General features: G+C 67.0%; 20 protein-coding genes. 8 read left to right on the top strand and 12 right to left on the bottom strand.

From position 1 onward, the window contains the following. Nucleotide 1: 1 nt before the first annotated feature. Together QRO93_RS08070 and pdhA are read right to left on the bottom strand one after the other, a co-directional pair. Nucleotides 2-1,069 carry an alpha-ketoacid dehydrogenase subunit beta gene (locus QRO93_RS08070; protein WP_006474353.1) on the bottom strand — a complete coding sequence of 356 codons (1,068 nt, stop codon included), beginning with the start codon at nucleotides 1,067-1,069 and terminating at the stop codon, nucleotides 2-4. Then, nucleotides 1,062-2,144: a pyruvate dehydrogenase (acetyl-transferring) E1 component subunit alpha gene (gene pdhA / locus QRO93_RS08065; protein ID WP_180878892.1), complete on the bottom strand. Its 1,083-nt coding sequence runs from the start codon at nucleotides 2,142-2,144 to the stop codon at nucleotides 1,062-1,064. The genes QRO93_RS08070 and pdhA overlap by 8 nt, the downstream gene beginning before the upstream one ends. Before the next feature lie 335 nt (nucleotides 2,145-2,479). On the opposite strand from pdhA, the gene QRO93_RS08060 reads away from it, so the two are divergent. The 4 genes from QRO93_RS08060 (at nucleotide 2,480) to QRO93_RS08045 (ending at nucleotide 7,033) form a co-directional block, all read left to right on the top strand. Further along, the gene (locus QRO93_RS08060) at nucleotides 2,480-3,355 is read left to right on the top strand and encodes a tryptophan 2,3-dioxygenase (protein ID WP_180878894.1); all 876 of its coding nucleotides are present in this window, start codon (nucleotides 2,480-2,482) and stop codon (nucleotides 3,353-3,355) included. Between the two features lie 180 nt (nucleotides 3,356-3,535). Continuing rightward, the gene (locus QRO93_RS08055; protein ID WP_164241295.1) at nucleotides 3,536-5,035 is read left to right on the top strand and encodes a peptide MFS transporter; all 1,500 of its coding nucleotides are present in this window, start codon (nucleotides 3,536-3,538) and stop codon (nucleotides 5,033-5,035) included. 19 nt (nucleotides 5,036-5,054) lie between these two features. Beyond that, nucleotides 5,055-5,660 (top strand): thioredoxin family protein, encoded by a 606-nt coding sequence (locus QRO93_RS08050; RefSeq protein WP_180878896.1) that lies wholly within the window; start codon nucleotides 5,055-5,057, stop codon nucleotides 5,658-5,660. Between the two features lie 233 nt (nucleotides 5,661-5,893). Continuing rightward, nucleotides 5,894-7,033, top strand: a complete 1,140-nt coding sequence (locus QRO93_RS08045; protein WP_164087723.1) for a hypothetical protein — start codon at nucleotides 5,894-5,896, stop codon at nucleotides 7,031-7,033. Between the two features lie 9 nt (nucleotides 7,034-7,042). Here the strand turns inward: QRO93_RS08045 and QRO93_RS08040 are convergent, their stop codons facing one another. Both QRO93_RS08040 and QRO93_RS08035 read right to left on the bottom strand, forming a co-directional pair. Further along, on the bottom strand, nucleotides 7,043-8,098 hold the full coding sequence (locus QRO93_RS08040; RefSeq protein WP_180878898.1) for a YhcG family protein: 1,056 nt from the start codon (nucleotides 8,096-8,098) through the stop codon (nucleotides 7,043-7,045). 377 nt (nucleotides 8,099-8,475) lie between these two features. Then, nucleotides 8,476-8,967, bottom strand: a complete 492-nt coding sequence (locus tag QRO93_RS08035) for a MarR family winged helix-turn-helix transcriptional regulator (protein WP_053451008.1) — start codon at nucleotides 8,965-8,967, stop codon at nucleotides 8,476-8,478. Between the two features lie 129 nt (nucleotides 8,968-9,096). On the opposite strand from QRO93_RS08035, the gene hppD reads away from it, so the two are divergent. Next, nucleotides 9,097-10,209, top strand: a complete 1,113-nt coding sequence (gene hppD, locus QRO93_RS08030) for a 4-hydroxyphenylpyruvate dioxygenase (protein ID WP_008264994.1) — start codon at nucleotides 9,097-9,099, stop codon at nucleotides 10,207-10,209. Between the two features lie 85 nt (nucleotides 10,210-10,294). After that, the gene (gene hmgA, locus QRO93_RS08025) at nucleotides 10,295-11,602 is read left to right on the top strand and encodes a homogentisate 1,2-dioxygenase (RefSeq protein WP_164087721.1); all 1,308 of its coding nucleotides are present in this window, start codon (nucleotides 10,295-10,297) and stop codon (nucleotides 11,600-11,602) included. Nucleotides 11,603-11,683: 81 nt separating this feature from the next. On the opposite strand, the gene QRO93_RS08020 is transcribed toward hmgA, so the two are convergent. Beyond that, complete coding sequence (locus QRO93_RS08020) at nucleotides 11,684-12,244, bottom strand: hypothetical protein (RefSeq protein ID WP_053451006.1); 561 nt, start codon at nucleotides 12,242-12,244, stop codon at nucleotides 11,684-11,686. Nucleotides 12,245-12,369: 125 nt separating this feature from the next. Between QRO93_RS08020 and QRO93_RS08015 the strand changes: the two genes are divergently transcribed. Together QRO93_RS08015 and QRO93_RS08010 are read left to right on the top strand one after the other, a co-directional pair. Continuing rightward, the gene (locus QRO93_RS08015) at nucleotides 12,370-13,032 is read left to right on the top strand and encodes a hypothetical protein (protein ID WP_180878900.1); all 663 of its coding nucleotides are present in this window, start codon (nucleotides 12,370-12,372) and stop codon (nucleotides 13,030-13,032) included. A gap of 73 nt (nucleotides 13,033-13,105) precedes the next feature. Next, complete coding sequence (locus QRO93_RS08010; RefSeq protein ID WP_053451004.1) at nucleotides 13,106-14,071, top strand: sodium:calcium antiporter; 966 nt, start codon at nucleotides 13,106-13,108, stop codon at nucleotides 14,069-14,071. A gap of 143 nt (nucleotides 14,072-14,214) precedes the next feature. Here the strand turns inward: QRO93_RS08010 and QRO93_RS08005 are convergent, their stop codons facing one another. The 7 genes from QRO93_RS08005 to QRO93_RS07975 form a co-directional block, all read right to left on the bottom strand. Then, complete coding sequence (locus tag QRO93_RS08005) at nucleotides 14,215-14,604, bottom strand: Na+/H+ antiporter subunit G (protein ID WP_133935766.1); 390 nt, start codon at nucleotides 14,602-14,604, stop codon at nucleotides 14,215-14,217. Continuing rightward, nucleotides 14,601-14,885 carry a K+/H+ antiporter subunit F gene (locus tag QRO93_RS08000; RefSeq protein ID WP_006399171.1) on the bottom strand — a complete coding sequence of 95 codons (285 nt, stop codon included), beginning with the start codon at nucleotides 14,883-14,885 and terminating at the stop codon, nucleotides 14,601-14,603. The genes QRO93_RS08005 and QRO93_RS08000 overlap by 4 nt, the downstream gene beginning before the upstream one ends. Continuing rightward, the gene (locus QRO93_RS07995; protein WP_008268238.1) at nucleotides 14,882-15,388 is read right to left on the bottom strand and encodes a Na+/H+ antiporter subunit E; all 507 of its coding nucleotides are present in this window, start codon (nucleotides 15,386-15,388) and stop codon (nucleotides 14,882-14,884) included. The genes QRO93_RS08000 and QRO93_RS07995 overlap by 4 nt, the downstream gene beginning before the upstream one ends. Continuing rightward, on the bottom strand, nucleotides 15,385-16,920 hold the full coding sequence (locus QRO93_RS07990; protein WP_008266484.1) for a monovalent cation/H+ antiporter subunit D: 1,536 nt from the start codon (nucleotides 16,918-16,920) through the stop codon (nucleotides 15,385-15,387). Before QRO93_RS07990 ends, QRO93_RS07995 begins: the two co-directional genes overlap by 4 nt. Further along, entirely contained in the window at nucleotides 16,917-17,309 is a 393-nt protein-coding gene (locus QRO93_RS07985; RefSeq protein ID WP_180878902.1) for a Na+/H+ antiporter subunit C, read from the bottom strand. Before QRO93_RS07985 ends, QRO93_RS07990 begins: the two co-directional genes overlap by 4 nt. Next, nucleotides 17,309-20,137 carry a monovalent cation/H+ antiporter subunit A gene (locus QRO93_RS07980; RefSeq protein WP_180878904.1) on the bottom strand — a complete coding sequence of 943 codons (2,829 nt, stop codon included), beginning with the start codon at nucleotides 20,135-20,137 and terminating at the stop codon, nucleotides 17,309-17,311. The genes QRO93_RS07985 and QRO93_RS07980 overlap by 1 nt, the downstream gene beginning before the upstream one ends. Nucleotides 20,138-20,470: 333 nt before the next feature. Continuing rightward, on the bottom strand, nucleotides 20,471-20,956 hold the full coding sequence (locus QRO93_RS07975) for a DUF962 domain-containing protein (protein WP_164087717.1): 486 nt from the start codon (nucleotides 20,954-20,956) through the stop codon (nucleotides 20,471-20,473). Between the last annotated feature and the right edge of the window lie 49 nt (nucleotides 20,957-21,005).

Here is a 21,005-nt window from a genome sequence, read left to right as displayed (position 1 = left end):
GTCAGCCGGCCGCCACCGCGCGCTTGGCCGCAGCCACGATCCGCTCAACGCTCGGCAGGTACTTCATTTCCAGGCGGAACAGCGGAATGTGGGTGTCGTAGCCAGTGACGCGCTCGACCGGAGCCAGCAGGTCGTAGATCGATTCCTCGGCCAGGCGCGCGGCGATCTCGGCGCCGAAGCCCGCGGTCTTCGGGGCCTCCTGCACGATCACGCAGCGGCCGGTCTTGGCCACCGACTCGGCGATGGTGGCGAAGTCCAGCGGACGCAGCGTGGCCACGTCGATCACTTCGGCGCTGATGCCTTCGCCGGCCAGCTTGTCGGCCGCTTCCAGCGCTTCCTTCACCTGCGCGCCCCAGGTCACCAGGGTCACGTCGGTGCCGTCGCGCAGCACGAAGCAGACGTCCAGCGGCAAGGCCTCGCCGTCGTTGACGACCACTTCCTTGTACTGGCGGTAGATGCGCTTGGGCTCCATGTAGATCACCGGATCCGGCTCGCGGATCGCGGCCAGCAGCAGGCCATAGGCGCGCTGCGGCGACGACGGCAGCACCACGCGCAGGCCCGGCACGTTGGTGAAGATGGCCTCGTTGGCTTCGCTGTGGTGTTCCGGCGCACGGATGCCGCCGCCCCACGGCACGCGCAGCACCATCGGGCAGTGCAGGCGGCCACGGGTGCGATAGCGCAGGCGGGCGGCGTGGCAGACGATATGGTCGACCATCGGGTACATGAACCCGTCGAACTGGGCTTCGGCCACCGGCTTCATGCCCTGTGCGGCCAGGCCGATGGTCAGGCCGGCGATTGTGGTTTCATCCAGCGGGGTGTCGAGGATGCGCTCGGAGCCGAAGCGCTGCTGCAGGCCGGCGGTGGCACGGAACACGCCGCCGTTGACGCCCACGTCCTCGCCCAGCACCAGCACCGACGGGTCGTGCTCAAGCTCCCAGGCCAGTGCCTGGGTGATGGCTTCGATCAGGGTGATGGGGGTGGTGGTCATGCTCTGTTCTCCGCGCGCGACGGCGGCGCTGTCGGCGGCGTTGGTGTGCGCGCCGGGCGCGCCGTTCTTGATCTCATCCATGGCGCTGCTCCAGGGCGATCGCCTGGGCACGCTGGGCCAGCAGGTCCTGCGGCGGATCGGCGTAGAGGAAATCGAACATCGCCTCGACCGGCTGCACCGGCGTATTGAGGTACAGGTTCACTTCCTCGTCCACGCGCGTGCCGCACTCGGCGACCCAAGCGGCTTCTTCTTCCTCGCTCCAGACGCCGGCGTTGATCAGGTACTTGCGCAGGCGCAGCATCGGCTCGCGCTGCCAGGCATCCTTCACCTCGGCATCGTCGCGGTAGCGGCGCGCGTCATCGGCGGTGGTGTGGTCGGACAGGCGATAGGTCATCAGTTCCAGCACGGTGCCACCGTCGCCGGCCAGCGCACGTTCGCGCGCCTGCTCCATGGCCGCCAGCACTGCAATCAAGTCGTTGCCGTCCACCTGCAGGCAATGCAGGCCGCCGGCCAGGCCCTTCTGCGCCAGCGTCTCGGCACCGGTCTGGGCCGAACGCGGAACCGAGATGGCCCAGCCGTTGTTGACGATGCACAGGATCAGCGGCAGCTTGTAGGCGCCGGCCGAATTCAGTGCCGCGTAGAAGTCGGTCTTGGAGCTGCCGCCGTCGCCGCACACGGCCACCGCGATCTGCGGTTCCTTGTTGAGCTTGAACTTCAGCGCGGCACCCGCAGCGTGCAGGCACTGGGTGGAGATCGGCACGCAGAACGGGAAGTCCTTGGCCGCGTTGCCGCCGTAGTCGTTGCCGCGCTCGTCGCCGCCCCAGTACATCAGCACGTCGTGCGGACGCACGCCACGCATGAACATCGCGCCATACTCGCGGTACGAAGGCGCGAACACGTCGTCCTTCTGCATCGCGGCACCGATGCCCACGTGCGCGGCTTCATGGCCCAGGCAGGCGGCGTAGGTGCCGAGCTTGCCGGTGCGCTGCAGCGCGATGGATTTGCTGTCGAACGTACGTACGAACAGCATCTGCTTGAACAGCGGTACCAGGACCTTGGGGTCGCGCAGCGACGCGGGCAGGTCATCGCGGACGAGCTTGCCGTCCGCGTCCAGGTACTGCAGGTATTCGATCTTGAATTCAGCGGCAACCGTCATTGCGTACTGCACCTTCGACAGAGAAGTTACAAATGATATGAATCGCCATGTTAAGGAACGCGTACGGAATAGCCTTCCTGCGCCGCAACACGGCGATGCCCTGTTTTACCCCTGCCGGCGGGTGGGGGGCCAATAACAACAACGTATTCAGTCGTTGCTGCAAAGCATCAGAATACGCCTCTGGCTGACTGGCTGCGCAACGGCCTGATCGGTTCCACGCGCAGCCCCGGCATCGGCCGATGCTCCACGGCCAACCGCACGGCCCGGTATGGACCCGGCGGCTGCCAGCGCGGCGGCAACGCGCTACCCTTGCCGCCCCCGATCTGGTCCCGCCCATGTCCGTCGACAACAACCAACGCGATCTCGAAGCTGGCATCCACACCGATCTGCAGGGGCGCCTGACCTATGGCGGCTACCTGCGGCTGGACCAGCTGCTCAGCGCGCAGCAGCCGCTGTCCAGCCCGCCGCATCACGACGAGATGCTCTTCATCATCCAGCACCAGACCTCGGAGCTGTGGCTGAAGCTGCTCGGCCACGAGCTGCGCGCGGCGATCGGCTTCCTGCAGCGCGATGAAGTCTGGCAGTGCCGCAAGGTGCTGGCGCGCAGCAAGCAGGTGCTGCGCCAGCTTACCGAGCAGTGGTCGGTGCTGGAAACGCTGACCCCGTCCGAGTACATGGGTTTCCGCGATGTGCTGGGCCCATCCTCGGGCTTCCAGTCGCTGCAGTACCGCTACATCGAGTTCCTGCTGGGCAACAAGAACGCGCAGATGCTGCAGGTGTTCGAGCACGACCCGGCCGGGCAGGCGCAGCTGCGCACCGTGCTGGAGGCGCCGAGCCTGTACGAGGAATTCCTGAAGTACCTGGCCCGCTTCGGCCACGCCGTACCGGCCGTGTATGAAAACCACGACTGGACCCAGCCGCATGTAGCCGACGACGCACTGCAGCCGGTGTTCGAGCGCATCTACCAGGACACCGACCGCTACTGGCGCGAGTACTCGCTGTGCGAGGACCTGGTGGACCTGGAGACTGCCTTCCAGCTGTGGCGATTCCGTCACATGCGCACCGTGATGCGGGTGATCGGCTTCAAGCGCGGCACCGGCGGCTCGTCCGGGGTCGGCTTCCTGGCCAAGGCGCTGGAGCTGACCTTCTTCCCCGAGTTGTTCCAGGTACGCACCAGCCTGCAGGCGGCGCCCCCGGCCGCATTGGGCTGATCCCCATTCAGCTTGAATCCCGGCCGGCGGCTGGATCGTTTCAGATGCAAGTTCAGCGAGCAGGCGGTGACCTGCCTCAAACGGCGTGTATTTGACGTGAACGCCAGAAGTCGGTGATCCTCGCGCGTTGCTCCACTGCACATCGGACGTGCTCGTCATCCACCGAACCAGGAAACCCGCATGAGCGTAAACGCCACTGCGAACACCCCAGAGCCGGCCCTGCCGGACTTCAAGACCACGCTGGGCCATCCGCGCCCGCTGTGGATGCTGTTCATGACCGAGTTCTGGGAACGCTTTGCGTTCTACGGCATCCGCTGGGCCTTGGTGCTGTACATCGTCTCCCAGTTCTACAACGGCAACGCTGCCGGTGAAGGCGACGCCAGCCGCATCTACGGTGCCTACCTGGCCCTGGTGTACGCCGCGGCGATCTTCGGTGGCTACGTGGCCGACCGGGTACTGGGCTACCAGCGCTCGATCCTGACCGGCGCGATCATCATGGCCGCCGGCCTGTTCATGATCTCGCTGCCGCAGGAGCACATCTTCAAGCTCGGCCTGGCCACCATCATCGTTGGCAACGGCCTGTTCAAGCCGAACATCTCGACCATGGTCGGCAAGCTGTATGGCCTGAAGGACGAGCGTCGCGATTCGGGCTTCACCATCTTCTACATGGGTATCAACATCGGCGCGATGATCGCCCCGGTGCTGACCGAGTACCTGGCCCGCAAGGTCTTCGGTACCTCGGAAATGCCGTCGTACAAGGTCGTGTTCATCGCCTCGGGCGTGGGCATGCTGATCTCGCTGGTGTGGTTCTACATCGGCCGCGCCGGCCTGAAGGGCATCGGTGCACCGCCGGCCGGCGCTGAAGGTTTCGGCCGCATCATCATGGTGCTGGTCGGTGCCGTGGTCGCGATCCCGGTGGCCTACTTCCTGCTGGCCACCGGCGCCACCGCGCTGGCCTGGATCCTGGGCGCGATGTTCACCGCGCTGGCCGTGCTGCTGCTGGTTGAGGGCATCCGCGAGGGCAAGGTGCAGCGCGACCGCGTGATCGCCATGCTGATCATCTTCGCCTTCAACGTGATGTTCTGGATGTTCTTCGAACAGGCCGGCAGCTCGTTCACCTTCCTGGCCGAGAACATCGTCAACCGCCAGATGGGTGACTGGACCTTCCCGACGGCCTGGTTCCAGTCGGTCAACTCGGTGGCCATCATCACCCTGGCGCCGATCATCGCCTGGATCTGGGTGGCCCTGGGTCGCGCCAATCCGTCGATTCCGCGCAAGTTCGGCCTCGGCCTGCTGTTCAACGGCGCCGCCTTCGCCCTGCTGATGTATGCGCTGTCGCAGATGGTCGTGGACGGCAAGATCCCGTTCTGGACCCTGTTCATGGTCTACGTCATCCAGTCGGTGGGTGAGCTGTGCCTGTCGCCGATCGGCCTGTCGATGGTGACCAAGCTGGCTCCGGTGCGCCTGGTCGGCTTCGGCATGGGTGGCTGGTTCCTGTCCACCGGCATCGGCAACAACCTGTCGGGCATCTTCGCCGGCGTGGTCAGTGGTGAAGGCGGCATGACGGTCGAGTCGGCCCTGAAGGGGTATACCTTCGGGTTCTGGGCCCTGATCGGCTCCGGCGTGGTGCTGTTCCTGATCGCGCCGCTGATCAACAAGCTGATGCACGGCGTCAAGTGATGAAGAGAGGGTAGCTGGCATGCGTATGAAGCTCGGTGGTGCAGTGGTGGTGGTCTGTGCGGCGCTGATCGGCGCCTGTTCCCAACCGCAACCGCCTGCCGCCGCCGAGCCGACGCAGCCGCTGGATACCCGGCCCACCGAGCCACCGGTCGCTGACCCCAGCGAACCGGTGGCCTCAGGCAACACCCCGGTGGCGGCGGACATCGCCGCCATCGCCGGGCTCGGCGCGCAGTTCGACCCGGCCCGAGACCCCGCCGACGATCTGGCCACCGCCAAGGTGGAAGCCCAGCGCGGCAAGAAGCGCATCCTGCTCGAGGTCGGCAACGCGGCCTGCGATCGCTGCCAGGCGCTGGACGAGCTGGTGGAAGGCAACGGCGACCTGCGCCGCTTCCGCGACGCCCACTTCGTGTGGATGAAGGTCAACGCCAGCGACGAACAGCCCAACACCGCCTTCCTCGCCCAGTTCCCGGAAATGGAGCGCGACTACCCGCACCTGCTGGTGCTCGACGCCGACGGCAGCCTGCTGGTGTCGCAGGCCACCGGCGAGCTGCGCCGGGGCGAAGCGTTCCAGCCTGTGCGTGTGAGCGCCTTCCTCAAACAATGGGCGCCTGACAAACCGGAATGAGGTCGCGCCGGCCGCTGGCCGGCATGCCCGGTGGATACCGACCGTTGGCCGTGGTGCCCGGTGGGTGCCGACCGTTGGTCGGCACTGATCCCGGGTCGCATCCACGCCCCGCGCGGATCTACTGCGCGCGCCGTCACACTCTCTGAATTGGCGTCTCAACTTCACCGCACGGACGCCGTTACCGGCAAGGACTTCAGTCGACGCGCCGTCGACGCAACCTACCGGAACGCCCCATGCACAGCGACCACGCCGAACGATTGCCCGAAGCTGCCAGCGACCTGGCCGACGCTGGGGCAGGCGACGGCGTGACCCTGCCGCCGCAGGAAGCGCTGCTGGATGACGCGGGCACCGGCCAGGACACCGTCGAACTGGCCCCCCCGCGCCACCGCCTGCCGCAGATCGCGCTGCCCGACAACGTGGTGCTGAAGGGCGCGGTGCAGAAGCTGGTCGAACAGAAATCACGACTCGACGCGCTGGCTGCCGAGGGCCAGCTGGCCGGGTTGCTGCCGCCGGAATGGCAGGGCCATGGCGTGCGCGCGATCGAGCTGTCCACCTTCATCCAGGGCGTGCTGCCGTTCCTGCAGCCGGGCGAGCGGGGCGAGACCGCCCCTGCGCGGCTGCCGGTGCGCCACGTGCTGGGCGATGACAGCCGTTGGGGGCTGGATGATGTGTCCGAACCGAAGTCACTGGCCTGGTACCTGGCCAGTGACGAGCGCGCCACCGCCGGCAGCAAGGACGTGGCCGAGGCGTACCTGGTGGGGGCGCTGGGCCTGGCGTGGATGCAGGAAGGGCGCAGCCGCCCCGGCTTCCTGCGTGCGATGGGCCAGGACAGCCTGGCGGCGCGGGTGACCATGCTGGGCTACCCGCCGGCCAACGAGCTGGCGCTGTACAGCGTCACCGCGCACGGCCAACCGCAGATCTGGTGCGTGCATGGCCGACGCCGCATGCGCCCGCTGGTGGCGCCGTGGCTGAGCGTGCCGCTGCTGACCGCCTACGGCGTGCCGGCACCGGTCGCGTGGCCGACCAGCTTCCCGCCGGTGGAGGCGGTTGCCGAACTGCTGGCCACCGCCCGGCTTGGCCGCGCGCTGCCCGAAGTGGACCTGGGCAAGGTGGTGGCGAAGATCGCCGAAGACGCCGCATCCGAAGCCTGGCAGCCGGTCAGCCTGCTGCAGCTCAACACCTGGTCGCCGCGCTGGCACTTCTTCCTGGGTACCTTCGTCGGCTTGCCGTCACTGCTGCTGGTGGCCGCGGCGCTGGCACTGCCGGGGGCGGTAGAAGCGGCCACCGTCGCCGCCTCGCTCGGCTTCGCCGGCGGCGCCATCGCGGCGTTGGCAGTGCCGTGGATACACGCGCGGCGCAAGCACCTGAGCTGAGGCATGCGTCTACCGGGGGCTTGGGGGCGCGGTCTGAAGCTGTTGCCGGGCCCGCTCCATGGCGGTCTGCAATCTTTGCTTGAGGACCTCACGAGAGGGCAGAGTGGTCAGGTATTCAGCAACATGGATGCCCGAGCGGTCCAGCTCCAGCAATTCGATCTGGCCGGCCTTCTTCCCTGTGCAGAGGATGATGCCCAACGGCTCCTGCTCGCCGTCCTCACGTTCGTAGCGGTCCAGCCATCGAAGATAGAGTTCCATCTGCCCTTTGTAGGCGGGCTTGAACTCGCCGATCTTCAGCTCGATGGCGATCAGCCTGCGCAGGCGCCGGTTGTAGAACAGCAGGTCCAGGTGGAAGTCATCGCCGTCGATCTGGATGCGTTTCTGGCGGGCGACGAAACTGAAGCCCGTGCCAAGTTCGAGCAGGAAACCCTGCATCTCGCGAAGGATCGCGCTTTCAAGGTCCTGCTCGTCCCAGCGGTCCTTCAGACCAAGAAAATCCAGTACGTAGGGATCACGCAGTACCAGACCCGGAGACAGCGGCTGGTTGCTGCGCAGTGCCGCCAACTCATCGGCGATGGTCTGCTCGGGTTGGCTGGAAAGCGCTGTGCGCTCATACAGCATCGAATCGATGCGCTGGCGCAACGTGCGTACACTCCAGCCCTCGGTGGCGGCCATCTGCGCATAGAAGTCACGCTTGAGCGGATCCGCCAGTGGGATCAGCGCGATGAAGTGGGTCCAGCTCAATTGTCGTATCAGCGATACGACAATCTGCTCGTCTGCAAATGCGGTTGAGAACTGCACCATCCTGCGCAGGCTCTTCTCACCGAAGGATGTGCCGAATTCGGCAGACAGCGCCTTGGCGATCCGGATGAAGGCAAGCTCTCCGTAGCGCGCGCGTTGCCCAGCCATCTGGTCCACATGGATGCGACGCCCGATTCGCCAGTACAACAGAGTGAGCTCGGCGTTGATGGTCCTGTGCATACTGCTGCGCGCCGTGCAGATCAGCTCTCTGAGATCAGCCAGCAATTCCTGGCCATGCGGCAGCGTTGAACACGTGTCATCCATGAGGGAGCCCGTGCGATGTGGATCCGTGGCCGGGCTGATACCCGTTGAACGCCTACCGTCAGGCCGCACACACAGACAGTCCAATAGGAGAACTCACTGGATCAGCCGGTTTCGATACACCAGCCTCGCGGAAACGGGCCGTATCGGGCCAATGCGGAAATGCTGGCGGGCGAGGGCGACACTTCAGGACGGGATCTGCGGGAAGTGAATACGTTCGACGGCCTCGTTCGCAGTCGGCCCACCGCCCGCTAGAGAGTGGGTCCCGTCAGATCAAAGGGGGAGGACGACAATCGCCCAGCCACTGTTCTGCTACCGGTCAGGGCCGGCACCCGTGACTTGGGGCCCAAAACGACTTGATCCCCTCCGCCCCTTTTTGCTCACACCCCTTCGCCCATCCGCTCCAGGCCGTCGCCGGCCAGGCGCAGGATCAGCTTCTCCAGCACCTGCTCTTCCTCGTCGCTCAGTACCGACATCAGCTTGCGGGTGATCTCGATCACCATCGGCGCAATGGTTTCGTACACCTCGAAGCCGGCCGCCGACAGTGCCAGCACCGAGCGACGACGATCATCGCCGTGGGTCTCGCGCTTGATGAAGCCGCGCTCTAGCAGGCGGGCCACGGCACGGCTGACCGCCACCTTGTCCATCGCCGTGCGGTCGGAGACCTCGCTGGCCGACGAACCCGGGTACAGCGCCAGGATGGTGATGACCCGCCACTCGGGAATCGCCAGGCCGTAACGATCGCCGTATAGCTTGGCGATGTTGCCACTGACCCGGTTGGACAGCACGCTCAGCCGGTAGGGCAGGAACTGTTCCAGGTCGAGCAGGACGTGCGAGGCACGCAGGCGGGTCGAGGCGGGTTCGGGGCTCATGTTGCGGTGCACCTTGCTGGTGGTTTCAAGTGTAACTATAAGGGGTAGGTCCAGACCCTGCATTCTCGCCGGGTCCCTACCTGCCCGCACCTGGTTTGTACCGATGCGGTACCGATTCGGAGCCACGCCATGAATACCGCAGTCCCGACCGCCTCGCACCCCAACCCCGGCATGCAGGTCACCACCTTCGAGAACCCGATGGGCATCGACGGCTTCGAGTTCGTCGAATTCGCCGCCCCGGCCGGCCGTGGCCAGGAGCTGCACGAGTACTTCCGGAAGATGGGCTTCAGCGCGGTGCTCAAGCACAAGCAGCGTCCGATTACCGTCTATCGCCAGGGCGACGTCAACTTCCTGGTCAATGAAGACCCCGATTCGTTCGCTGCCGACTTCGCCGAAAAGCATGGTCCGTGCGCCTGCGGCTTCGCCATCCGCTTCAAGAAGCCGGGCCAGGAGGTCTACCAGACCGCGTTGGGCAACGGCGCCGAAGCCATCGCCTTCAAGCCGGACAGCAAGGCCGTCAACGCGCCGGTCATCAAGGGCATCGGCGACTGTATGCTGTACCTGGTCGACCGCTATGGCAGCGCCGGCAGCATCTTCGACGGCGACTACGAGCAGATCGCCGGCACCGACCTGCACCCGGTCGGCTTCGGCCTGACCTTCATCGACCACCTGACCCACAACCTGTACTTCGGCAACATGCAGCAGTGGTCGGACTACTACGAGCGCCTGTTCAACTTCCGCGAGATCCGCTACTTCGACATCAAGGGCCTGAAGACCGGCCTGGTGTCCAAGGCGATGACCGCGCCGGACGGCATCGTGCGCATCCCGCTGAACGAATCGTCCGACCCGAAGAGCCAGATCAATGAATACCTGGACGCGTACAAGGGCGAGGGCATCCAGCATATCGCCTGCTTCACCGAGAACATCTACGAAACCGTCGAAGCGATGCGCGCGCAGGGCGTGGACTTCCTCGACACGCCGGAGACCTACTTCGACGTGATCGACCAGCGCGTGCCGAACCACGGTGAAGACGTCGCGCGCCTGGCGAAGAACAAGATCCTGATCGACGCCGATCCGGAAACCCACCAGCGCAAGCTGCTGCAGATCTTCACCCAGAACTGCATCGGCCCGATCTTCTTCGAGATCATCCAGCGCAAGGGCAACGAAGGCTTCGGCGAAGGCAACTTCACCGCGCTGTTCGAGAGCATCGAGCGCGACCAGATCCGCCGCGGCGTGCTGTAAGGTCTGCAGGCAATGTCGGCCTCCCGCCGGCATTGCCTGTCCACATGGTAGTGCCGGCCGCTGGCCGGCAATCTCTGGAGTTTCCATGTCCACCGCCCTCACCGCCCGCGGCTACCAGTCCGGTTTCGGCAACGAATTCGCCACCGAGGCCGTGGCCGGTGCACTGCCGGTCGGGCAGAACTCGCCGCAGAAGGTGGCCCACGGCCTGTATGCCGAACAGCTGACCGGCACCGCCTTCACCGCGCCACGCGGCAGCAACCGCCGCAGCTGGCTGTACCGGATCCGCCCGGCGGTCACCCACGGCGAGTTCACCCCGTTCGCGCAGTCGCAGCTGCAGTGTGATTTCGGCGCACAGCCGGCCTCGCCGAACCAGCTGCGCTGGAGCCCGCTGCCGTTGCCGGAGCTGCCGACCGACTTCGTCGAAGGCCTGTACACCATGGGCGGCAACGGCTCGCCCGATGCGCATGCCGGCGTGGGCATCCACCTCTACGCTGCCAACCGCGACATGGTCGGCCGCTACTTCTACGACGCCGACGGTGAACTGCTGATCGTGCCGCAGCTGGGCGCGCTGCGCCTGCTGACCGAGCTGGGCGTGATCGAGATCGAGCCGCAGCAGATTGCGGTGATCCCGCGTGGCGTGCGCTTCCGGGTGGAACTGCCCGACGGCCCGAGCCGTGGCTACATCTGCGAAAACTACGGCGCGCTGCTGAAACTGCCCGACCTCGGTCCGATCGGTTCCAATGGCCTGGCCAACCCGCGCGACTTCGAGACCCCGCATGCGGCATTCGAGGACGTGGACGGTGACTTCGAGCTGATCGCCAAGTTCGAAGGCCGCCTGTGGCGCGCACCGATCGACCATTCGCCGCTGGACGTGGTGGCCTGGCACGGCAATTACGCGCCGTACCGTTACGATCTGCGCCGCTTCAACACCATCGGCTCGATCAGCTATGACCACCCGGATCCGTCGATCTTCCTGGTGCTGCATTCGCCCAGCGACACGCCGGGCACCAGCAACATGGACTTTGCGATCTTCCCGCCGCGCTGGCTGGTGGCGCAGAACACGTTCCGTCCGCCGTGGTTCCACCGCAACATCGCCAGCGAGTTCATGGGCCTGGTGCATGGCGCGTACGACGCCAAGGCCGAAGGCTTCGTGCCGGGCGGCGCGTCGCTGCACAACTGCATGAGCGGCCACGGCCCGGATGCGCCGACTTTCGACAAGGCCTCCAATGCCGACCTGTCGAAGGCGGACGTGATCAAGGACACGATGGCCTTCATGTTCGAGACCCGCGCGGTGATCCGGCCGACCGCACAGGCGCTGGCCGCCGGCCATCGCCAGGGCGATTACCAGCAGTGCTGGAACGGCCTGCGCAACAATTTCCGGCCGTCCCGCTAGCTTGGTAGGTGCCGACCTTGGTCGGCATGGATCCTGACCGCATCCACGCCATGCGTGGATGATTCCCGCCGGAACCTGTGCTTACGCGGCTTCGGCGAAGGCGTCGCAATGCTCCAGCGGCAGTGCCTCCAGCAGGCGCTGCCGCACGCGCTGGCAATAGCCGTCCGAGGTCAGTCCGGGCAGCATCTGCATCGCCGACTGCAGCCGCTGCAGCACTTCGTCTTCCGCACGCGCCTGCTGCAGGTCGCGGAACAGCGCCGCCGCCTGCGGGTGGCGCTGCATTTCCAGGATGCCCAGTACATAGATGCGCGCGGCCACCAGCGAGCGGCGGCGTTCGACCGGCGCGGTGGGCGCTGGTGCGGGCGCCCTGGCCGTGACGGGCGTCGGGGCCGGTGGCGCAGCGGGTCGTGCGGCCGGTGCGGCGGGCGCCGGCAGCGGTGCTGTGGTCGGCCCGGTGTCCAGGTAGCCGCTCTGCACCAGCTGGATCACCATGGCGGGCGCTTCCTGGCCGAGCAGGTCGGTCAGCTCGGCGACAGTGCGCTGGCCGTCGCACAGGATCAGCAGCCGGCGCTGGCGCATGTCCAGCGGCGCGCGGTGGGCCTGCAGCGCGGTTCGGGCGAGATCGGTCTTGCGCGGTTGCATGGAAGGGACTGGCGAGTCGGTGCAGGCCGAGCCTGAACGAAGGCGATGAAACCGCGATGACAATGCAGCGCCTGCACGCGCATTGCGCTAGCGTGCAGCCACCTTCGTGCCAGGGAACCGCACTGATGAAGCACCTTCCGATTGCTGGTCTGATGCTCCTTTCGCTTACCGCCTGCAACGGTGGCTCCGACAAACAGGGCGCCGCGGGCAGCGGCAGTGACACGCCGGCGGAAACCGCTTCGGCAACTGGGCCGGCACAGTCGGCGGATCCGGATCCGGATCTGGCCGCCCGCCCCGCCAATGACCTCCGGGCTGACAGCCCAGCGCGCCTGGACGGCTTCGCAGGCGCCAAGCTGGGCGCCAGCATCGCCGAGGTCCGCACGGGATTTGGAACGCCGCTGCAGGGGCTCGGCACCGATGCGGCCGGCAAGCCGCTGCCGGCCGACGACAGCAACGATGGCTGCTACCTCCTGCGTCCGCAGGACGCCGAGGATCCGCGCCTGATGATCGAAGGCCGCAAGCTGGTGCGCTATGACGTGCGCAGCGCCGCGATCATCGCACCGGGCGGCGGCAAGGTCGGCATGACCCTGGGCGAGCTGCAGGTGCTGTACCCCGAGCGCGCCGATGTCGGCCCTGACAAGTACGACGAGAAGGCCCAGCACCTGCGTGTGCGCCCGGCGCAGGAAGGCGATGCGGTGATCGACTTCGCGCTGGGTGCCGACGGCAAGGTCGGCGCATGGCGGGTCGGCAAGACTCCGCAGGTCGATTACGTGGAAGGCTGTGGCTGATCCTTGATCCACGGCCCAGCCACGCGCGCGGGGCCAGCGTAGAATCGCGCCACGACCGCTGGGGGAGTGCTCGATGATCGCCATTGCCATTGCCTGGTTCCTGCTCGGCCTGCTGTTGCTGGCGCTGGGCGGGGACTCCATCGTCAAGGCCGTGTCCGGCCTGGCCCAGCGCTTCGGGGCCAGCCCGTTCACCGCCGGCCTGCTGCTGCTTGGGGTGACCACCTCGTTGCCGGAACTGGCGGTCAACGCGCGGGCGTTGGCGGTCGGCCAACCGGAGCTGGCATTGGGTAATGCGGTGGGCAGCAGCATCGCCAACCTGGGCGTGACCCTGGCCCTGGCGGCGATCGCCGCACCGTTGCTGCTGCGCGCGCGCCTGCAGACGGTGCTGTGGTGGTCGCTGCTGGCGGCCGCTGCGCTGCTGATCCTGTTCGGCCTCGACGGCCGGCTGGTGCGCTGGGAAGGCGGCGTGCTGGTCGCCGGCTTCATCGTCATGCAGGTCGTGCTGCTGCGCCGGGGCGGCCGCGAGAGCGCCGAGGTGCAGGCAGCCATCGCCGAATCCGCGCTGAGCCGCACCAGCCTGCCGTTGAACATCCTGCGCGTGCTGATTGCCGCATTGACCCTGTACTGGGGCGCACGCCTGGTGGTCGGTGCGGCGGCTGATTTCGGAACCGCGCTGGGCTGGACGCCGTTGCTGGTCGGCCTGCTGCCGGTGGCCATCGGCACCGCATTGCCGGAGGTCGCCGCCGCCATCGCCGCCGCGCGTCGCGGTCATGGCGACATGGTGCTGGGGCATGTGCTGGGTTCCAGCGCGGTCAACCTGCTGCTGGTGATCGGCGCGATGGCCATGCTGCAGCCGCTGGCGCTGCCGGCCTCGTTCGTGCGCCTGGAACTGCCGGCGCTGCTGGCGTTCGCGCTGGTGCTGTACCCGATGCTGCGTGGTGACCTGAAGATCAACCGCGGCGAAGGCGTGATCCTGCTGGTCGCGTTCGTCGGCTGGCTGGTGCTGGAAGTGCTGCTGGTGGGCGCACCGGCCCTGTAGATCCACGCCATGCGTGGATGCGGTTGATTGTCTGTGCCGACCAACGGTCGGCACCTACCGGTCTAGCCGCCGATGATGCGGTAGCTGCCAACCTTGGTTGGCACCCGGGGAAAAGCGCCGACCAAGGTCGGCCTCTACCGGAATTACCGATTCTGCGCGTGCTCTTCTTCCCGCACCGGTTCCGGCGGCGGCAGCTGTTCTTCGGCGGCCGGTTCGTTGCCCGGCAGGCTGGGACGCTTCTCCATCAGCAGCGACAGCGCGGCCTTGGCCATCATGTGTGCGCTGATCGGCGCGGTGATGAACAGGAACACGGTGATCAGCAGCTCACGCGGCTGCGGGTCCTGGCCGAGGAAGATGTGGTAGCACACCGAACACACCAGCACGCAGCCCACGCCCAGCGTGCTGGCCTTGGTGGGGGCGTGCAGGCGCTTGAAGAACGTGGACAGCTTCACCAGGCCCAGTGCCCCGACCAGGATGAAGAAGCAGCCGAACAGCAGCAGGATCGACAGGCCGATCTGGATCGCGGTGATCATTCGACGATGTCCCGGCGCAGCACGAACTTGCTCAGCACCACGGTGCTGCCGAAGCCGAGCATGGCGATGACCAGTGCGGCTTCGAAGTAGATCGCGGAGTTCAGGTACATGCCGAACAGCATCAGTTCGGCGATCGCGGTCACCGACAGGGTGTCCAGCGCCAGGATGCGGTCGGGCACGGTCGGGCCGCGCAGCAGGCGCCAGGTGGCCAGCAGCATGGCCAGGCCGACCACGTGCATGCACACCACCAGCGTGGTCTGGATGATCTGGAATCCAGTCATGGGAAGATCTCCATCAACGGGGCTTCGTAACGTCGCTTGATCGTGTCGATCAGGTCCTGCGGATCCTCCAGGTGCAGCACATGCACCATCAGGAACCTGCGGTCGTCGCTGAGCACGGCCGAGACCGTGCCCGGGGTCAGCGTGATCATGCTGGTCAGTGCGGCGATACCGTGGATGTTGGCGATGTCCAGCGGCAGCCAGATGAAGCCCGGGCGGATGTTCTTCTCCGGGCCCAGCACCTGGATGGCCACGCGGATGTTGGACATCAGGATGTCCCACAGGGTCACGCACAGCAGTTTCGGCAGCGGTCGCAACGTGCCGATGCGGGCGAACTCGCGGTCCAGGCGTGCGGCGAACAGGGGCACCACCACGCCCAGCACCAGCCCCAGCACGATCTGGCCGAGGGTGAAGCTGTCGGACATCAGCAGCCAGAACGCCACCACCATGATGCTGAGCATCGGCGAGGGAATGATGCGGCGGAACAGGGAGCGCTGGGCGGTCATGGCTGGCGGATCTCCGGCGTGGTCGCGCGCAGCTGCTGCACGTACTCGCTGGGGTGCAGCAGCTGTGCGGCGGTGGCGTCGGTGTAGCGCATCAACGGCGCGGCGGCCAGGGTCATGCCGATGCCGTAGGCCAGCAGGATGCAGGCGGCATACAGCTCGACCCGGCGCAGGCGTGCCTTGCGTGGCGGCGGCGCCTCCGGATCGACCGGCGGCACGCGCCAGAACAGGCGGATGCCGCCACGGGTCAGGCCCATGATCACCAGCAGGCTGCTGACCAGCACCGCGGTCCACACCGGGCCGGTGTACTGCGCCGGCATGCCGGCCAGCAGCGCGGCCTTGGCCAGGAAGCCGGACAGTGGCGGTAGGCCGGCCACCGACACCGCGCCGATCAGGAACAGCACCGCTGGCGTTTCCTTGCCCGGCATCGGCGCGACCACTTCCTTGCGGTCGCTGGCGCCACCGCGGCGGCGGCGGATCAGGTCGGCAATCAGGAACAGCGCGGCGGCGACGAAGCTGCTGTGCGGCAGGTAGTACAGGCCAGCGGAGAGCACCTGTGGCGTACCCACGGCGAAGGCGATGAACAGCGTGGCCGCCGAGACGATCACCAGGTACGAAATCAACACGCGCAGTCGGGTCGCGGCCAATGCACCCAGGCCACCCAGCACCAGCGTCGCCACACCGGCCCACAGCAGCCAGTCGCGGCCGTAGCCGGCCATCGCACCGGCGTCGTCGCCGAACCACAGCATCTGGATGCGCAGCACCGCGTACAGGCCGACCTTGGTCATGATCGCGAACAGCGCGGCCACCGCCGCTGGTGCACGCGAATAGGCTTCCGGCAGCCACAGATAGAGCGGCATCAGCGCGGCCTTGGCGCAGAACACCAGCAGCAACAGGCCCATCGTCGCCTTGACCAGGGTCAGCTGGGCTGGCGGCACCTCGGCGATGCGCTGCGACAGCTCGGCCATGTTCAGCGAGCCCAGCGAGGCATACAGCAGGCCCAGCGCGATCAGGAACAGGGTCGAGGCGGTGACGTTGAACACCACGTAGTGCAGGCCGATGCGCATGCGCAGGCCGCGGCCGCCGCTGAGCAGCAGGCCATAGGAGGCGATCAGCATCACCTCGAAGAACACGAACAGGTTGAAGATGTCGCCGGTCAGGAAGGCGCCGTTGAGGCCGACCAGCTGGAACTGGAACAGCGCATGGAAGTGCGGCGCGCGGCGGTCCCAGCCCGAGCAGGCATGCAGCAGGCAGGGGATGGCCAGCAGCAGGGTGGTCAACAGCATCCACGCCGACAGCCGGTCGGCCACCAGCGCGATGCCCAGCCGCGACGGCCAGTCGCCCAGCAGGTAGACGTTGATCTCACCGCTGGCGGTGGTGGCGAACAGCAGGCCCACCGCCAGGGCCAGCGCCGACAGCGAGGTCCAGGCCACCGCGCGCTGCACCCTGGGGCCATAGCGGCGGTGTTCGACGAACAGCGACAGCGCAGCACCCAACAGCGGAATCAGGATCGGCAGGATCACCAGATGGTTCATGCGCGGTCCTCACCCTGGCGCGGCGGCATGCTCTCGTCCTGCAGGTCGTCATCCGGCTCGTGGGCGTCCACGTGGTCGCTGTGGTTGTCGCTGCGGCTGCGCATGGCCAGCACGATGCTCACCGCGGTCATCGCAAACGCGATGACGATGGCAGTGAGCACCAGTGCCTGCGGCAGCGGGTCGGTGTAGTTGCCGAGGTGGCTGTCCACGCCCTCCTGCAGTACCGGCGCCTTGCCCAGCACCACGCGGCCACCGGCGAAGATCAGCAGGTTGGTCGCGTAGGACAGGAAGGTCATGCCGAGAATCACATCGAAGCTGCGCGCACGCAGCAGCAGGTAGATGCCGATCGCGGTCAGCACGCCGATCGCGGTAGCCAGGGCCAGTTCCATCAGTGCATCTCCCCGGTGCGTGCCGAACGGCGTTGCAGGTCGATCTCGCCCTTGCGGGCGATACGGGTGCGCGACGGCTTGATCGTGCCCATCATCGACAGCATCAGCATGGCGCCGCCGAACACCACCAGGTAGACGCCGATGTCGAAGCCGATCGCGCTGGCCAGCGGCACGTCGCCGATCAGCGGCAGGTGCAGATCGAGGTGGCCGCTGGTCAGGAATGGCACGCCGAACAGCATCGAGGCACTGCCACTGAGCAGGGCGATCAGCAGGCCCATGCCGATGCAGCGGATGTAGTCGAAGCCGAAGCGCGATTCCACCGACGCGGTGCCCTGGATCACGTACTGGATCAGCAGCGGCACCGCCAGCACCAGGCCGGCAATGAAGCCACCGCCCGGCGCGTTGTGGCCGCGCAGGAACAGGAAGATCGACACGGTCAGGGTCAGCGGGAACATGATCTGGGCCAGGTCGGCCGGCACCGGCAGCTTGATCGGCGGGCCGGGCATGATCTGCTCCGGTGCCATCCGCGTGCGCCGCAGCAGCGCATGCACCACCAGCGCTGCGATGCCGAACACGGTGATCTCGCCGAAGGTATCGAAGCCGCGGAAGTCGACCAGGATCACGTTGACCACGTTCTGCCCATACGCCTCGGGCAGCGCCCGGCCCAGCAGTTCGCCGGCCATGGTGTTGGGCGGCAGCGTCATCGCCGAATAGGCCAGCGCGCCGAGGCCGGCACCGGCGACGATCGCGATCACCGCATCGCGGCGCTTGCGCCAGCGCGGCCGCTCCGGCCCCGACTGTGCAGGCAGGTAGTTCATGCCCAGCAGCATCAGCACCAGGGTGACCATCTCCACCAGCAGCTGGGTCAGGGCCAGGTCGGGCGCGGACAGGAACACGAAGGTCAGCGCCACCATCAGGCCGACGCCGCCGACCAGCAGCACCGCCAGCAGGCGCTGCTTGTAGACGCGCAGGGTGGCCACTGCACAGGCCATCATCACCAGCCACAGCGCCCAGCCCAGCAGCGGGATCGGCTGCGGTGCGGTCCAGTTCGGCGAGGCCGGATTGGCCACGAACGGCGCCGCAGCGACCACGATCGCCACCAGCACCAGGCCCAGCAGCATGCGCTGCAGGCTGCCGTTGGCGATGCCGTTGGTCAGGCGCATGGCCAGCGCGGACACCGCATCCAGCTGTGCATGGAACACGTTGCGACCGGTGCTGACGTTGGTCACGCCGTGCAGGTTGATCAGCTTGCGCAGGCCGAAGTACAGCGCCACGCCACCGACCACGCCGATCGCGCTCATCGCCAGCGGCAGGTTGAAGCCGTGCCACACCGCCAGGCTGTACTCGGGCATGGCCGGGCCGAGAATCGAGGCAGCGGCGGCGTGCAGCACCGGTGCCACGGTCAGCGCCGGAGCCACGCCCACCGCGATGCAGATCACCACCAGCAGCTCCACCGGCACCTTCATCCAGCGCGGCGGCTCGTGCGGCACGCGATCCAGGTCGTGCGGGCCGGGGCCGAAGAAGGTGTCGTGCACGAAGCGCAGGCTGTAGGCCACGCCGAACACGCCGGCCAGCAGCGCGGCGATCGACACCGCCGTACGCATGATGCCCGGGCCGCCCGCGGTGATCGCTTCGGCGAACAGCATTTCCTTGGACAGGAAGCCGTTGAGCAGCGGAATGCCGGCCATCGCCAGCGAGGCGATGATCGCCAGCGCACTGGTGAACGGCATCAGCCTGCGCAGCCCGCCCAGCTTGCGCATGTCACGGGTGCCGGTCTCGTGGTCGATGATGCCGGCGGCCATGAACAGCGAGGCCTTGAAGGTGGCGTGGTTGAGGATGTGGAACACGCCGGCGACCACCGCCATCGGCGTGGACAGGCCGAACAGCAGGGTGATCAGGCCCAGGTGCGAGATCGTCGAATAGGCCAGCAGGCCCTTCAGGTCGTGCTGGAAGATCGCGTTCCAGGCACCGATCAGCAGGGTCAGCGCGCCGATGCCGCTGACCGTGTAGAAGAACAGGTCGCTGCCGGCCAGCGCCGGGTGCAGGCGCGCCAGCAGGAACACGCCGGCCTTCACCATGGTGGCCGAGTGCAGGTAGGCCGAGACCGGGGTCGGTGCCGCCATCGCGTGCGGCAGCCAGAAGTGGAACGGGAACTGCGCACTCTTGGTGAAGATGCCGGCCAGCACCAGGAACAGCGCGTACGGGTACAGCGCGCTGGCGCGGATCTGCTCGCCGGCAGCCAGCACCACGTCCAGGTCGAAGCTGCCGACGATGCGGCCGATCAGCAGCACGCCACCGAGCAGGGCCAGGCCACCGCCGCCGGTGATCACCAGCGCCATGCGCGCGCCCTCGCGGGCGTCCTGGCGGTGCGACCAGAAGCCGATCAGCAGGAACGAGCTGATGCTGGTCATTTCCCAGAAGATCATCAGCAACAGCAGGTTGCCCGACAGCACCATGCCCAGCATGGCGCCCATGAACAGCAGCAGGTAGCAGTAGAAGCGGTGCGCGCTGTCCTGCTGGCTCAGGTAGTAGCGCGCATACAGCACCACCAGCGCGCCGATGCCCAGCACCAGCCCGGCGAACATCCAGGCCAGCCCATCCAGGCGCAGGGTGAAGTCCAGGCCGATCTGCGGCAGCCAGGGCACCATCGTGCGCACCAGCTGGCCATCGAGCACGGACGGGGTCAGCCAGCCGAGGATGGCCAGCCCGCCCAACGGCGCCAGCGCCGCCAGCCAGGCAGCAGTCGAGCGCGAACTACGGGGGAAGGCCGCAACGGCCGCTGCCATCAGGAAGGGCAGGGCCAGCAGCAGGGGCAGGCTGGGGAGCATGCAGGGAATCCATGATTCACGAGCAGGTCAGGGAGGATAACAGGCTGCGAAATGTCGCCGAAACCCATCGAACAGCGATCAATTGCATGTAACGTCCGCTGATTCATCTTTTTTGCGGCGCAGCATCACGTTCCTGCATCACCTCCCCGGTTGCCCTCGGGGGACACCCTACGCCCGCGCAGGGAGACCGCAGGCCCTGTCGCACAGGGGCTGCCGTCGACGGGCGGGACGTGGGGAGCGGTTCACCGGCGCAGGCTGGCAGGGCCGCCGTCGAGTGCGGGTGACGGAACCCGCCCGTTCAGGAAACGACGGCCGCTGTCGGCCGCCGGCACCTCAGTAGCGCCAGTCGAGCTTTCGATAGGCCTTGGCCATCACCCAGGCCGGGCCGATCAGCAGGTAGGTCAGGTCGGTCAGGAAGCTGGGCTTGCGGCCCTCGAACTTGTGGCCGATGAACTGCGCGATCCAGGCCACCACGAACACGCCCACCGCCAGCCAGAACAGGTTGTGCAGGCCGATCTCGGCCTCCAGCAGGCGGCACAGGCAGCCGAACACGAAGAACTGGATGAGCATGCCGATGCCCAGCGGGCGCGACAGCTTGTTGTAGAAGCACCAGGCGCTGAACATCGCGAACGCCGACCAGATGCCGTACTGGAACCAGGTGATCAGCGGCGGCAGGCACCACAGCAGGGCCACTACCGACCAGAGGATGGCGGGCACCGCCACCACATGGATGCGCTGGTTGATCACATTGCGGTGGTCGTCGGAGTAGCTGGCGAAGTAGCGGTCGATCGGCCGCGCAAGCTGGGTGGTGGTCTGCATGCTGCGTTGCTTCCTCGGACAACGGTAGTGGGGGGGGGGGGGGGGGGGG

Origin of the sequence: Stenotrophomonas maltophilia group sp. Smal17 (assembly GCF_030237045.1) — a bacterium.
Taxonomy (GTDB): domain Bacteria; phylum Pseudomonadota; class Gammaproteobacteria; order Xanthomonadales; family Xanthomonadaceae; genus Stenotrophomonas; species Stenotrophomonas forensis.
This window is presented reverse-complemented; position numbering and strand designations above follow the sequence as displayed.